Origin of the sequence: Halomonas sp. HMF6819, from assembly GCF_044335525.1 — a bacterium.
In the GTDB taxonomy this organism is placed as follows: domain Bacteria; phylum Pseudomonadota; class Gammaproteobacteria; order Pseudomonadales; family Halomonadaceae; genus Vreelandella.
Genome location: NZ_JBIQVY010000011.1, coordinates 14136 through 28710, shown reverse-complemented (window position 1 = coordinate 28710; position 14575 = coordinate 14136). Strand labels below are relative to the sequence as shown.

The following is a 14575-nucleotide window of genomic DNA, read 5'->3' as shown; positions in this document are numbered from 1 at the left end:
TGATGTTTGTCAACCGCTGATTTCAGCGCGTGAAGCAAGCGATTAAAACTGCGCTAACTTCCTGACAAACCGAAGGTTTTTACCTTCATTCACCGCCTGAAACGTTGTCCGTCCCCGGCAGCGGATGCGTACTTTACGGATTTGGCCGGGCGAGTGCAAGCGGTTTTTCAAATGCAGGTAAAAACGGCTCCAGCCCCCTATTTCCAATACCAAAAAGGTATCCACCTTTTTGGTATTGAGCGCCTTGGGTAAACCCCATAACCTTGGCGCTATCCCGTTAAAGGCGAGACTTATGATCCTCTCACCGCTTATTCCCTCGAGCCGCGGACGTCTGCTTTGGGTCCTGGCGCTCATAATGGGGCTGGTGGCTGGTATGTGGCAGGCCGCCGAGTTTGCCCGGGTGCGCGCGCTCGGTGAGCTGGGGGAGGACGCCGAAAACGAGCTGCGGCTGTCGGCGGCCAATCTCAAGGGCTATCTGCTGCGCTTTGACTATTTGCCTCCCATGCTGGCTACTCGTGAAGCCGTGCGCCGCTTTCTCGCCTCGCCGCAAAGCCAAAACCCCATGCCACTCAACATGCTGCTGGATCGGTTTCGCTTTACCGCGGGGGTGTCCGACGTCTACCTGCTGGACCGGGAAGGCACCGCCCTGGCCGCCAGCAACTGGCACCGCCCCAACACCTTCATCGGCCACAACTATTCGTTTCGTAGCTACTACACCCAAGCCATGAACGGCCAACCCGGGCGTTTTTTCGGGCTGGGCACCCAGTCGCTCGAGCGCGGCTACTTCTTTTCAGCCCCGGTCTGGCTGGACGATACCGCCCCGGACGCCACGCCGGATGGAGTGATCGTGATCAAAGTACTGCTCGACGAGGTCGAGCAGAGCTGGGCGGAGCAGGACGCCGAGCTTTTCGTCACTGACGGCGACGACATTATCTTCATGGCCAGCCGCCCGGAGCTTCGCATGAGCGCGCTCTATCCGCTCGATGTCACCGAGCGTGACATGCTAAGACGTACCCGGCGCTACGCCATGGAGCCATTGAACTACTCCGGCATTCGCGTGGACGCTGACGATAACGCCAATGGCCGGCAAGTCAGCTTCGAGCAAGGGCCGCTGACGGGCGAACACTACCTGAGTCTGACCCATACCATCGCCGAGTTCGGTTGGCAGATGCATATCCTCAAACCGCTAACGCCGGTTGCCAGCGCGCAGTGGATCGCCGCACTGATGGCGGGCGGGCTGTATGGATTGCTGGTACTTGGCGGCGGCGTGGGCTGGCAGCGCTGGCGGCTACGCCGGGAGCGCGAGGCGTTCGCCGAGCGTGAGCGCCAGACGCTTGCCCGGGTGCGCGACGAGCTCGAAGTCAGCGTAGCGCGGCGTACTCGCGACCTGGTGGCCAGCAACCAGCGCCTCTCCAGCGAGATCGACGAACGCCTGCGCGCTGAAGCGAGCCTACGCCAGACTCAGGACGAGCTGGTACAAGCCGCGAAGCTGGCCGTTTTGGGCCAACTGGCGGCCGGTATCAACCACGAGCTAAATCAGCCGCTGGCGGCGATTCGCGCCTACGCCGAAAACGCCCGGCGCTTCATCGAGCTTGCCCGCATCGAGCAGGCCGACGCCAACCTTGGTCAGATCGTCGAGCTGACCGAGCGCATGGCGGATATTAGCGCTCAGTTGCGACAGTTCTCGCGCAAGAGCAGCGAGCGCCATGAAAGCATCGCCGTTCAAACCTGCGCCGAGTACGCGCTTCGCCTGTTTCAAAACCGCCTGCGCGAAAGCCACACCGAGGTGATCCAGACGATGCCCGCCGAACCTCTCTGGGTGATGGGCGACCTGGTCCGTTTGGAGCAGGTGCTGGTGAACCTGATTGGCAACGCCCTGCAGGCCACCAGCGGCCAGCCAGCGCCCAGGCTGACACTCGGCGCCGAGCGTGAAGGCGATGCCGTGCATATTCGCGTCGAGGATAACGGCCCGGGGATCGACGAAGAGCACCTAACGCGCATCTTCGAGCCCTTTTTCACCACCCGGGCGCCGGGTAACGGGCTGGGGCTCGGCCTTTCGATCTCTTCGCGTATCATGACGGACCTGGGCGGCAGCCTCGTGGCCAGCAATACCGACCACGGCGCGTGTTTTACCCTGACCCTGGCCGCGAGTGAGCCGCCCGTCGAACCGCCCGCTCAACCGTTGGAGAGCCGCCATGCATGAGCCCGAGACGCTGCCCGTGATCGTCATCGACGATGAGGCGCATCTGCGCATCACGGCCAGCCAAACGCTGGAACTCGCCGGCTACACCCCGCACTGCTTCGCCTCTGCCGAGCAGGCGCTGGCCGAACTGCCGCCGCACTTTCCCGGCGTCATCGTCAGCGACATGCGCATGCCAGGCATGGACGGTATGGCACTTCTACATGCGCTAAAAAAGCGCGACCCGACGCTGCCGATCATTCTGATCACGGGTCACGGTGATATTTCCACCGCCGTGGAGGCCATGCGCGCCGGCGCCTGGGACTTTTTGGAGAAACCCTTCGCCGGCGAGCAGCTCGTCGACGTGGTCCGCCGCGGTATCGAAAAGCGCCAGCTGAGTCTGGAGAATACCCACCTCAAGGCAGAGCTCGAGGCACAGCACGCCGCGCTCGGCCCGCGCCTGGTCGGCCGCACGCCGGTGATCTCGCACCTGGCAGCGATGATCCAGCGCATCAGCCAGGTCGAAGCCGACGTACTGCTGCTGGGCGAAACCGGGACCGGCAAGGATCTGGTCGCCCGGGCGATCCACGAGCGCAGCGCCCGGCGCACCAGTCCGTTCATGGCGATCAACTGCGGGGCGGTACCGGAGCACACCATCGAATCCGAGCTTTTCGGCCATGAAAAAGGCGCCTTCACCGGCGCGGTGGAGCGCCGGATTGGCAAGTTCGAACACGCCAACGGCGGCACGGTGTTTTTGGATGAAATCGAATCCATGCCGCCAGCGCTGCAGGTGAAGCTTCTACGCGTATTGCAGGAGCGCAGCGTCGAGCGTTTGGGTGCCAACGAGACGGTGGCGCTGGATATCCGGGTCATTGCCGCGACCAAGGTGGATCTCAAGGTCGCCGCCGACGAGGGCCGCTTTCGCGAGGATCTCTACTACCGGCTCAACGTGGTGACGCTGCCGCTGCCCGCTCTGCGCGAGCGCCGTGAAGACATCCCGCTTCTGTTCCAGCACTTCGCCGTGGTCGCCGCCAACAGAAGCGGCCTGGAAGCGCCGACGCTGGATAACCACGCTGTGGCCACACTGCTTGCCCACGACTGGCCGGGCAACGTGCGCGAGCTTAGAAACCTGGCCGAGCGCTACGTACTGCTCGGCGCGGCCTTCGACTACCGCCTCGATGTGCTGCTCGCCGGCGAAACCTCAAGCGTCGAAGAGCCCACGCTACCTCGCCAGGTCGAGCTGTTCGAGAAAAGCCTGATCAGCCAGTCCCTGGCCCGCCACCAGGGCCGCGTGATCGATGTGTGTACGCACCTGGGCCTGCCGCGCAAGACCTTCTATGACAAGCTGAAAAAGCACGGTCTGAGCGCCGAGGATTACCGCCACAAAAGCGAGCCCTGATGCAAAAGCTCGCCCAGCACACCCCAGGGCGGCACCCAGGGCATCAGGGTCAATAACGCGATCAGCATCAGCAGATTCGAGACCGGCCGGCGGCTGTCGCCAAGTTTCAGCGCGGTGCCAAAAGAGCGCTTGAGCCGTGCCCCTTCCAGGTCGACGCTAAAAAGCTCGTCGAGCCCCAGGTGAATGAGAAACCCCAGCAGCACCGAGGCCCCGTGGGACCAGGCAATCCAGGGCGGCTGCATCAGCGCATGAAAGCTGAGCGCCGCGGTGGCACCGGCACAGAGCGCTGCGGCCATTAGCGAGTGCCAAATACCCCGGTGCACGGTGAATTTGGAAAACAGAATGCTCGCCATATAGCGCACGCCAAAATAGATGCCGCCGCAGGCGACGAGCAGCATGCCCGGCGCCAGCCACGGCTGCAAAAGCAGCACGCCGAGCACTAGCGAGGGCACCGAAAGCAGGTTGAAAATCAAACGGATGGACTTGGAGCGGTCGGCGTCGATATCCGGCAAAATGCCGCCGAAGGCGACCAGCGCGATCATCAAAAGCGCTTGAGAAGGCGACCACCACTGGGCGTGGTAGCCCCCGTACGCCAAAAGCGTGCCGCCCGCCGCCGCCACCGTAATGTGCGTGCGAAAATTCGCCATACCGCGGCACCCTATAAAACTGTATAAATTAACAGATTATAGACCCGCGCGACACGATGAGAATAGAAAAAAAGAGTGTCAGGGCAACCGTTTAGACGGATTCATTATCCGGCTCGGCCAAAAACTGATCTTTTAACTTCACGTAATTGCCCGCGGTGTAAGTGAAAAACGCGCGCTCCTTCTCCTTGAGCGGGCGCAGCGCCTTCGCCGGGTTGCCGCCGTAAACGTAGCCGCTTTCGAGCGTCTTGCCCGGCGTTACGACGGCGCCGGCGGCAATGATCACGTCGTCCTCGACCACCACGCCGTCCATGACGATCGCACCCATGCCCACCAGAATGCGGCTGCCGAGCGTGGCGCCGTGCAAAAGCGCCTTGTGGCCGATGGTCACGTCGTCGCCAACGGTGAGCGCAAAGCCGTCCGGGTTGAAGTCGCTGGCGTGAGTGATGTGCAGCACGCTGCCATCCTGAACGCTAACCCGCGCGCCGATACGGATACGGTGCATATCGCCGCGAATAACCGTCATCGGCCAGACCGAGCAGTCGTCACCCAGCACGACGTCGCCGATCACGACACTTGCCGGATCGATGAATACCCGCTCGCCCAAACGCGGGCTCTGCCCCTTGAACGCTCTCAACGCCTTGCTCATATGTGCTCCTTTCAGGTGATGAGTCAACCCAGCGCCAGTACGCCGCCTACCAGCACCACCAACGTTAACGGAATCGATATATAGCGAAGCGTAGCACGCCAGAGCCGGTAGCCACGACTGCCCGCTTTCAGCGGCTCGGCCGCCAGGGACGGCGGCAGCACCCAGCCCGCGAAGATAGCGATCAATAGCCCGCCCAGCGGCAAAAAAACGTCCGGCGGAATCGAGCTTAGAAGCTCGAACACGTTGCGCCCCCAGAGCGGGCGAAACTCGCCAAGCGTGGAGAAGGAGAGCGCGGCCAGCACGCCAAGAAGCCAAACGCTTAGTGCAACCGCCGCCGTGCTGATACCGCGCCGCCAGCCCATGCCGGTAAGGGTTGCGACCATCGGCTCGGCTAGATTGATCGCCGACGTCCAGGTCGCCAGCAGCAACAGCAGGAAAAAGCCGCTGAGCCAAAGGCTGCCAAAAGGCAGCTCGGCGAAGGCGATGGGTAGGGTGACGAACATCAGCCCAGGCCCCAGGGTCGGGTCGAGCCCCCGGGCGAAGACGACCGCGAAGATCGCGATGCCGGCGAGCAGCGCGACGCAAATATCGAGCAGCGCCACCGCAAAGGCCGCCCGGGTCAGGCTTTGCTCTTCGGGCATGTAAGCGCCGTAGGCCATCAGCGCACAGGCGCCCACCGCCAGAGTGAAGAAGGCGTGCCCCATGGCGTGGAACACCACCGTCGGGGTGATCGCTTCAAAAGAGGGCAAAAAGAGCCAGCGCAGCGCCGGGCCAAAACCGTCCGTGCTCGCCCCGTAACCCGCCAGTACCAACAACAACAGATACAAAAGCGGCATCAGAAAATTGTTCAGTCGCTCAAGGCCCTTGGCAACGCCGGCGGCGACCACGGTCATGGTGATGAACAGAAACAGCGAATGGTTGAAGACCAAAAGCCAGGGGTTGGCCAGAAAGGCCTCGAAGCCGGCGCCAATCGCCTGCGGCGATTGACCCTTGAAGGTACCGTTGATCGAAGCCACCAGAAACTCGATCGACCAGCCGGACACCACCGAGTAAAACGACAGAATACAGAACACGGTTAAAGCGCCAAACAGCCCCAGATAGCGCCAGCGTGGGCTCGCCTGGCTTGCCTTGGCGAGCGTGGCCAGCGAGCGCATCGGGCTTTGGCGCCCGATGCGGCCGATCAGGATTTCCGCCATCATCACCGGAATACCCAGCAGCAGCACGAAGGCGATATAAAGCAGCAAAAACGCCGCGCCGCCGTTTTCGCCGGCGATATAGGGAAAGCGCCAGATATTGCCAAGCCCAACCGCCGCCCCGGTCATCGCGAGGATAAACGCGCGTTTGGATCCCCAGCGCTCTAGCGTGTCGTTCATCACCTGCTCCTGCCCCTGGTGGACTCGAAAATTGGTATCGAAGGTGGTATCGAAAGCCGGCAAGCCTAGCAGGCGCCCGGGCAAAGGCCAATGGCCCCTTGGGCCCGCCGTGAAGCGTCTCGCGCGCTTTTTTAATACCCGCGTGGTCGCTGCTTAATAGCGCCGCCGCCATTGAAAGCGCGGGTCATCGCCCGCACTGTGTCATGACCGCTTTGTGATCGCGCCCTTTTATTTTCAACGAGGTGTCCATGTCCCAAAATCCCCTGCTTGAGACACAAAAGCTCCCCCCTTTCGCCGATATTCGCGCCGAGCACGTGGTCCCGGCGATCGACACGCTTCTGGACGAAAGCCGGGCGGCCATCGAGTCCCTCGTCGACCAGGCACGCCACACGCCGCCGACCTGGGCAAACTTCGCAGCCCCTCTGGAAGAGGTCAACGACCGCCTTTCCCGCGCGTGGTCGCCGGTCAGCCAGCTCAACAGCACCATGAACTCGCCGGAACTTCGAGAGGCCTATGAGGCGTGCATCGAAAAGCTCTCCGCCTTTGGTACGTGGGTAGGCCAGCACGAAGGCCTCTTCCACGCTTGGCAAGCGCTAAAGCAAGAGCCCACTTGGTCGAACCTCGATGCCGGCCAACAGCGCACCGTGGATAACGCCCTGCGCGATTTCCGCTTGGCAGGCGTTGATCTGCCCGCGGATAAAAAGGCGCGCTACGGCGAGATCCAGGCGCGGCTCTCACAGCTTTCCAACCAGTACTCCAACCACGTGCTGGACGCTACTCAGGCCTGGCACAAGGATATCGAAAGCGTTGATGAACTGTCCGGCGTGCCGGAAAGCGCCCGCGAGACGCTAAAAGCCATCGCCGAGGCGAAGGGCGTCGTGGGCTACCGCATCACCCTCGATTTCCCGAGTTTTATTCCGGTGGTCAGCTACGCCGACCGCCGCGAGCTGCGCGAAGAGGTCTACACCGCCTTCGTCACTCGCGCCTCGAACCAAGGCCCGAATGCGGGGCGCTTCGATAACGCCGCGCTGATCGAGGAAATTCTCGCTCTGCGCCAGGAGCTGGCTCATCTGCTCGGTTTCGATACCTACGCCGCTCTGTCGCTGGCGACCAAAATGGCGGATTCGCCGGTCCAGGTAGAGGCGTTTCTCAACGATCTGGCCCGCCGTGCCAAGCCCCAAGCCGAAGAGGAGTTCGAGGAACTTGGCCGTTTCGCCCGAGAGGAGCTCGGTATCGATACCTTGAAGCCTTGGGATGTCGGCTACGTCAGCGAAAAGCTTCGCGAGGCGCGCTACTCAATCAACCAGGAGCAGCTTCGCCCCTACTTCCCTGCTCCGCGTGTGGTCGACGGGCTCTTTCAGGTGCTCGAGCGCCTTTACGGCCTGCAGGTCGAGGAAGACACGAAGGCGCCGCGATACCATCCGGACGTGCGCTTTTTCAACATTCTGGAACACGGCGCGCCGATCGCCGGCTTCTATCTCGACCTATACGCCCGTGAAGGCAAGCGCGGCGGTGCCTGGATGGCCGACTGCCGCGTGCGTCGCGAAGGCGAACACGGTCTGCAGCTGCCGGTGGCATTTTTGACCTGCAACTTTACCGCCCCGGTCGGCGATAAACCTGCGCTTTTAACCCACGACGAAGTCACCACGCTCTTTCACGAGTTTGGCCACGGCCTGCACCACATGCTCACCCGCCAGTCGATCGCCGATATTTCCGGCATCAACGGCGTGGCCTGGGATGCGGTGGAGCTGCCCAGCCAGTTCATGGAAAACTACTGCTGGGAGCGCGAAGGCATCGACCTGCTTTCCGGCAATGTCGAGAGCGGCGAGCCGCTGCCCGAGGCGCTGTTCGAGCGTCTGCTGGCGGCGAAAAACTTCCAGTCTGCCATGGGCATGATGCGCCAGCTCGAGTTCTCGCTGTTCGACCTGCGCCTGCATCACGAGCTCGAGGCGCCGAGCGCGGATGACGTGCAGGCGCTATTGGATGACGTGCGCCGCCAAACCTCGGTCGTACCCACGGTCGACTTCAACCGCTTTCAGAACAGCTTCAGCCACATTTTCGCCGGCGGCTACGCGGCGGGCTACTACAGCTACAAGTGGGCGGAAGTGCTCTCGGCGGACGCTTGGAGTGCGTTCGAGGAAGCGGGCATTTTCGACCCGGCAACCGGCACGCGCTTTCGCCAGCAGATTCTCGAACAAGGCGGCGCGGCGGATGCCGCCGAGCTGTTCGAGGCGTTTCGCGGGCGCGAGCCGAGCGTCGAGCCGCTTCTGCGCCACAGCGGTATCCGCGCCGCCTGACGCGCCCTTTCAACGACCTCTTTTCAACGACCAATGAGCGCGGCGGGCCGCCGCGCTCGGGAGAAACCATGTCGAGTGTGAAACGCTTTATCGCCGGGGTCACCTGCCCGCGCTGCGCGGCCATGGACCGCATTCGCGCCTGGGAGCAAAACGGCATTCGCTACCGCGAGTGCGTGAGCTGCGATTTTTTCGAGCAGCTTCCCATTGAAGACGAAAACTCCTCGGAGCTGACCACCCGGGTCAACCAGGTACGCGAGGAACAAAAAAGTCAGGACGTTCAGCCGGTGCGGATTCTCGATCCCAAGGGCAACTCCTGAACCCCGCCTTCTTTCTTCAACAGGATTTGGCCTGACAGGTTTTTTCTAACAGGACCGTTTCTAACAGGGCTTTTCCTGACAGCGCTTTTACGACCCATCCCCTGATCGCCGCACCTCGCTTGAGTGTGCGGCTTTTCGCACGCCTGAACCTGGCGTCTGTGCGAATATCCAGCCACTTCCCGCTTTTTCGATTTCGACCAAAGTTGCAGTAAAACGTCGTAACTCGCTGAAAATAAATAAAGTCATTCCATCTGGCACGAGGATCGCTCTAAACAGGCTGTTTAAACGCGGTACTGCCGCCTTATTTAAAAACCTCAATAACAGCCAAGGAATTCTCGCCATGCGCCAATTCATGCCCAAAACCGCTCTTATGCTCGCAAGCGCCACTCTCGTTGCCGCCGCCGGTAGCGCCAGCGCCGAGGAAGACCGCGCCGGCTGGCCGGACAACTTTACCGTCGGTACCGCAAGCCAAGGCGGTACTTACTTCGTCTACGGCTCCGGCTGGGCCAACTTCATCGCCGACGAGCTGGGCCTTTCCGGCGGCGGCGAAGTGACCGGCGGCCCGACCCAAAACCTGGCACTGGTACACTCAGGCGACATGGCCTTCGGCCTGACCACCATGGGCCCGGCCGCGGACGCGGTGAACGGCGAAAGCCCTCTGGCGCCGGGGCTCAAAATGGACAACGTCTGCGCGCTGTTCCCGATGTACGAGACACCGTTCTCGATCACCGCGCTTTCAAGCTCCGGTATCGAGTCGATCTCGGACATTCCCGACGGCGCGCGCATCGGCTTCGGACCGGCGGCGTCCACCTCGGACACCTACTTCCCGGCGATGCTCGAAACTTTGGGCGTGAACTTCGAGCGCCGTAACGGCGGCTGGTCGGATCTCGGCGGCCAGCTCCAGGACGGCCTGCTGGACGTCATCGCCTTCGCCGCGGGCATCCCGATTCCGGCGGTCAGCCAGCTCGAGGTGCAGACCGACGTCAACATCATCTCCTTCACCGACGAAGAGCGCGCTACCGTGCTCGACAACTACCCGGTCGCGGAGTACGACATTCCGGCGAGCACCTACACCACACTCGAGGAGGACTCCCCGGTCGTTTCCATGTGGAACTTCGCCATGGCGGGCTGCGACCTACCCGAGGACTTCATCTACGAAGTCACCAAGGTCACCATGGAGAACAACGACCGCATGCGCTCGATTCACCGTAGCGCCGAAACCACCGTGCCGGAAAACGTCGTGCACAACACCGTGCTGCCCTTCCACCCGGGTGCGGCGCGCTGGTTCGAAGAGAACGGCTATGAGATCGACGATAGCCTGATCAAGTAAGCCGGTCCGCTCGCTTTTTGCCCCGCCGGCGCCGCCGCGCGGGGCCATTTTGTCTATCCCCTTTTACCGATTACCGAAGGTGACCTTGCATGAGTCATAACGCCGACTCCCCCCCACATGACGTCAAGGATGAAGGTCACGTCTCCGCGGCCTCGAGCGCGACGATCGCCGATGGCGTCGACGAGGAAGTGGTCGAAGCCAACCGGCGCGTCTTTACCGGCTGGCAGTTTTTGCTCTTCGCCACGCTTGCGATTCTCTACTCGGGCTTTCACCTGTTCTCGCTGAACGTCTACCCGATCGAAACCTGGTCGTTTCGTATCATCCACATCGCCGGTGCCCTGATTCTTGGGTACGGGCTTTTCGCTGGCGCACGCTTTGCCGATGCTGATACCGCCGCCTCGCCTGCCTGGCTCAAGGCTCTGGGGTTCGCGCTGCTGATTCCGGCGGCCTATACGCTGGTGCAGGTAGTGTTGATGCAGCAGACCCTAAACAGCGGCGCCATGCGCATCGACCCCGCCGTGGAGAACTGGCACTTTGGCTATCCGCTGATGGCGACCACCGCTGTCGCCATTGTGCTCTCTTGGGGTTTTCGCCTGGAGCGTCATCGCTTCAACCCGGCGGACCTGGTGTTGATGGTATGCGCGCTGGCAAGCGCCGGCTATTTGCTTTTAATGTACAACTCGCCCATGCGCGCCTCGACCGGCACCTCCTTTGCGCCGATCGGTATCTCTTGGGCGGCGATCGCCGGCTCGCTTTTGATTCTGGAGCTGACTCGGCGCGTGGCGGGCCTGGCGCTGGTGGTGATCTCCGCCATCTTCCTGGTCTACGTCTTCGCCGGGCCGTATCTGCCGGGCTTTCTGGGCTATCCGGGTCTCTCGGTGCAGCGCTTTTTCAGCCAAGTCTACACCGACGCCGGGATTCTCGGGCCAACCACCGCGGTCTCCTCGACTTACATCATTCTGTTCATCATCTTCGCGGCATTTTTGCAGGCCTCGAAAGTGGGCGATTACTTCGTCAACTTCGCCTTTGCCGCCGCCGGGCGCGCACGCGGCGGCCCTGCCAAGGTCTCGATCTTCGCCTCGGGTCTGATGGGCATGATCAACGGCACCTCGGCGGGTAACGTGGTATCCACGGGCTCGCTGACTATTCCGCTGATGAAGAAAGTGGGCTACCCGGCGCGCAGCGCCGGCGCCATCGAGGCGGCGGCCTCCACCGGCGGGCAGATCATGCCGCCGATCATGGGCGCGGGCGCCTTCATCATGGCGGAGGTGACGGGCATTCCCTATACCGAGATCGCCCTCGCCGCGCTGATCCCGGCCATTCTCTACTTCGCCTCGATCTACTTCATGGTCGATTTCGAAGCCGCCCGCAAGGGCATGCGCGGCATGCGCAAGGACGAAATTCCGCGCTTCTCGCGTCTGGTAAAGCAGGTCTACCTGTTCGCGCCGATCATCATTTTGATCAGCGCGCTGTTCATGGGCTACTCGGTCATCCGCGCAGGTACGCTTGCCACGGCGTCGGCGGCGGTGGTGAGCTGGATCTCGCCTCACAAGATGGGCGTCAAGGCGATCCTCAAGGCTCTCCAGCTCGCCGGCACCATGTCGATCCAGATCATCGCCGTGTGCGCCTGCGCCGGGCTGATCGTCGGCGTCATTTCGCTGACCGGCGTCGGCGCGCGCTTCTCCTCGCTCTTGTTGGGGCTTGCCGGCGTCAGCCAGCTTTTGGCGCTGGTGTTCGCCATGCTGATCAGCATTTTGCTGGGCATGGGCATGCCGACTACCGCCGCCTACGCGGTCGCGGCGTCCGTGGTCGCTCCCGGCTTGATCAATATCGGCATCCAGCCGCTGGTAGCGCACTTCTTCGTGTTCTACTTCGCAGTGGTTTCGGCGATCACGCCGCCGGTGGCGCTGGCCTCCTATGCGGCGGCGGGCATCTCGGGGGATAACCCGATGGGCACCTCCGTGGCGTCGTTCAAGATCGGGCTGGCGGCGTTTATCGTGCCGTTCATGTTCTTCTACAGCCCAGCGATGCTGATGGAGGGCTCGGCGCTTCAGATCCTGCGTGTCGGCGTGACCGCCACGCTCGGTATCGTGCTGCTCTCGGGCATGGTGCAGAAGTGGTTCTTCGGGCCGGTCAACGGCGTCACGCGGGTGGTGATGCTGATCGGGGCGATCTTTTTGATCTACGGCGGCATTTACACCGACGCGTTGGGACTAGCCATTGGCGCGGCGCTGTTCGTGATGCAGCGTAAGCAGCACGCCAACACGCCTTCACCCAGTACTTCCTAGCGACTGGTTGGAAATCAAAACGCCCGCTCAAGGTGACTTGAGCGGGCGTTTTTTTGACACTCAAAAGAGCAGTCTCGCGTAATCCGTTGCGGGGTTTTTCGCCAGGGATGGCGAAAGTAGCGTACAGGGATGTATTTATAGCGCCCCGCATAGGATTGCTCGAGGCTGGTGGAGCCTGACTCTTTATCCGACCAGATTATTGACCACTTTCAGCACCGGGGCGGACTGGTTCAAGGTGTAGAAGTGCAGTCCCGGCGCGCCGCCGTCGAGCAGGCGCTGGCAGAGCCGGCTGACGACGTCGGTGCCGAAGGCCGCAATCGATTCGTGATCGTCACCATAAGACTCGAGCTGTTTGCGAATCCAGCGCGGGATCTCGGCGCCGCAGGCATCGGAAAAGCGGGCCAGCTTGGTGTAGTTGGTGATCGGCATGATGCCCGGGATGATCGGCTGGGTGACGCCGTGGGCGCGGGCGCGCTCGACGAAATGGAAGTAGGCATCGGCGGTGAAGAAGTACTGAGTGATCGCCATGTCGGCGCCGGCATTCATCTTGCGCGCGAAGTTCTCCACGTCGCGCTCTAGATTAGCGGCCTGGGGGTGGGACTCCGGATAGGCGGCCACGGCGAGGTTGAAGTGATCGCCGGTTTCCGCCCGGATGAACTCGACCAGCTCGTTGGCGTAGCGCAGCTCACCGATGCTCGCCATGCCCGAGGGTAGATCGCCGCGCAGCGCCACCAGGCTCTCCACGCCCTCTTCGCGGTACTGCGCCAGCAGATCGCGCAGCTGCGCCTTTTCACTGCCGATACAGGAGAGATGCGGCGCGGTGGTGATGCCGCTTTCGCTCACCCGGCGAACGATGTCCTGGGTGCGTGCCTGGGTGGAGCCGCCGGCGCCGTAGGTGACCGAGAAAAAGCGCGGGTTGGTGGCGGCCAGCGCATCGCGCACATGAATCAGCTTCTCGCGCCCGGCCTCGGTGCTCGGCGGAAAGAATTCGAAGCTGATACCTAACGGATGTTCGTGGCTGCTCATAACGGGCCTCGCGGGAGCTTTAAAGGTGATAATGTGGCCTATTGTCGCCGCTGGGCCGGAGCGCGGCTAATGAAAGATTCCACGGCGCTACGTTAATTTGATTCATAGTCGCGGCCTTTAACCTTTGGAAAACCTCATGGACCTCTCCTTTGCAACGCTTGCGGGCCCTTTGCTAACGCTTTTGAGCTTCGTCGCGCTCGGTTTCGTCGCGGCCAAGCGGCTCAAGGTGAATCCGCAGCCCATCGCTACGCTGCTGGTCTATGTGATCGCGCCGTTCACCGTATTTCGAGCGCTAATGAACGGTGACCCGACCGCCGAGTATTTGACGCTGACGCTGGCGCTTTTTCTGTTCACCAGTACTCTAGCGCTGGTGGTCAACGCGCTGGGCCGGCGCGTTTTCGGCGCGCATGAAGCGGCGCTTTTGGCGTTCTCCTCGGGCACCGGTAATACCGGCTACTTCGGCCTGCCCATCGCGTTGATTCTGCTACCGCCAGAGGGAGTGACGCTCTATCTCTTCTGCATGCTGGGCATCAACCTTTACGAGTTCACCGTGGGCTTTTACCTGAGCGCGCGCGGCCAGTTTTCGGTGCGCCAGAGCCTCATCAAGATCAGCCGCCTGCCGCTTCTCTACGCCTTTGCCCTGGCGCTGTTGCTCGGCGCGCTCTCGATACGCCTGCCCGCGCCGGTGATGGAGTCGCTTTCTGTGTTCCCGGCAAGCTACACGCTGCTTGGCATGATGATCATCGGCATGACCTTGAGCCAGGCACGACTCGCGGCCTGGGATACCCGTTTCGTACTCGCGTGTCTGGGGCTTCGCTACGTGCTGTGGCCGGCGCTGATGCTCATTGGGGTGCTGGTGCTCGATGCGTGGCTGGGGCTTTCGCCGACGCTGGCGCTAGCGCTGTTGCTGTTGAGCGTGGTGCCCATGGCCTCCAACGTGGTGGTGGTGGCGATGGAGCTTGGGATCGAACCGCAAAAGGGGGCGCTGGCGGTGCTGACCAGCACGCTGCTGGCGCCGCTTTTGATACCGCTTTATCTGGGCGTCATGTTATCGCTCACCGGGCTTGGCTAAA

Annotated in this window: 12 protein-coding genes; 7 read left to right on the top strand and 5 right to left on the bottom strand. The window is 62.1% G+C overall.

Translation table 11 applies throughout. From position 1 onward, the window contains the following. Positions 1–292: 292 nt before the first annotated feature. On the top strand, positions 293–2203 hold the full coding sequence (locus tag ACGLWX_RS18150) for an ATP-binding protein (RefSeq protein ID WP_396241850.1): 1911 nt from the start codon (positions 293–295) through the stop codon (positions 2201–2203). Then, positions 2196–3578 (top strand): sigma-54-dependent transcriptional regulator, encoded by a 1383-nt coding sequence (locus ACGLWX_RS18145; RefSeq protein WP_396241848.1) that lies wholly within the window; start codon positions 2196–2198, stop codon positions 3576–3578. Before ACGLWX_RS18150 ends, ACGLWX_RS18145 begins: the two co-directional genes overlap by 8 nt. Here the strand turns inward: ACGLWX_RS18145 and ACGLWX_RS18140 are convergent. From ACGLWX_RS18140 to ACGLWX_RS18130, 3 genes are all read right to left on the bottom strand, one after another. Then, a complete protein-coding gene (locus ACGLWX_RS18140) occupies positions 3554–4225 on the bottom strand; it encodes a metal-dependent hydrolase (protein WP_252109837.1) in 672 nt (223 codons plus the stop codon). The two genes, ACGLWX_RS18145 and ACGLWX_RS18140, sit on opposite strands and share 25 nt — an antisense overlap. Positions 4226–4316: 91 nt before the next feature. Next, entirely contained in the window at positions 4317–4871 is a 555-nt protein-coding gene (locus tag ACGLWX_RS18135; protein ID WP_252109836.1) for a gamma carbonic anhydrase family protein, read from the bottom strand. Between the two features lie 23 nt (positions 4872–4894). Next, on the bottom strand, positions 4895–6244 hold the full coding sequence (locus tag ACGLWX_RS18130; protein WP_396241846.1) for a sodium-dependent transporter: 1350 nt from the start codon (positions 6242–6244) through the stop codon (positions 4895–4897). 248 nt (positions 6245–6492) lie between these two features. Here ACGLWX_RS18130 and prlC point away from each other — a divergent pair, with 248 nt between their 5' ends. Both prlC and ACGLWX_RS18120 read left to right on the top strand, forming a co-directional pair. Then, positions 6493–8541 (top strand): oligopeptidase A, encoded by a 2049-nt coding sequence (gene prlC / locus ACGLWX_RS18125; protein WP_396241845.1) that lies wholly within the window; start codon positions 6493–6495, stop codon positions 8539–8541. Between the two features lie 68 nt (positions 8542–8609). Beyond that, entirely contained in the window at positions 8610–8858 is a 249-nt protein-coding gene (locus ACGLWX_RS18120; RefSeq protein ID WP_396241844.1) for a YheV family putative zinc ribbon protein, read from the top strand. An 87-nt stretch (positions 8859–8945) separates the two neighbouring features. Here ACGLWX_RS18120 and ACGLWX_RS18115 read toward each other — a convergent pair whose 3' ends face one another. Then, positions 8946–9200 carry a hypothetical protein gene (locus ACGLWX_RS18115; RefSeq protein WP_396241842.1) on the bottom strand — a complete coding sequence of 85 codons (255 nt, stop codon included), beginning with the start codon at positions 9198–9200 and terminating at the stop codon, positions 8946–8948. On the opposite strand from ACGLWX_RS18115, the gene ACGLWX_RS18110 reads away from it, so the two are divergent. Next, positions 9199–10188, top strand: coding sequence for a TAXI family TRAP transporter solute-binding subunit (locus ACGLWX_RS18110; protein WP_396241840.1), 990 nt, complete (start codon positions 9199–9201; stop codon positions 10186–10188). The two genes, ACGLWX_RS18115 and ACGLWX_RS18110, sit on opposite strands and share 2 nt — an antisense overlap. A gap of 89 nt (positions 10189–10277) precedes the next feature. Then, the gene (locus ACGLWX_RS18105) at positions 10278–12476 is read left to right on the top strand and encodes a TRAP transporter permease (protein ID WP_396241838.1); all 2199 of its coding nucleotides are present in this window, start codon (positions 10278–10280) and stop codon (positions 12474–12476) included. Positions 12477–12659: 183 nt separating this feature from the next. Here ACGLWX_RS18105 and metF read toward each other — a convergent pair whose 3' ends face one another. Then, positions 12660–13502: a methylenetetrahydrofolate reductase [NAD(P)H] gene (gene metF, locus ACGLWX_RS18100; RefSeq protein ID WP_396241836.1), complete on the bottom strand. Its 843-nt coding sequence runs from the start codon at positions 13500–13502 to the stop codon at positions 12660–12662. A gap of 136 nt (positions 13503–13638) precedes the next feature. Between metF and ACGLWX_RS18095 the strand changes: the two genes are divergently transcribed. Beyond that, complete coding sequence (locus tag ACGLWX_RS18095; protein WP_396241834.1) at positions 13639–14574, top strand: AEC family transporter; 936 nt, start codon at positions 13639–13641, stop codon at positions 14572–14574. Position 14575 lies beyond the last annotated feature (1 nt).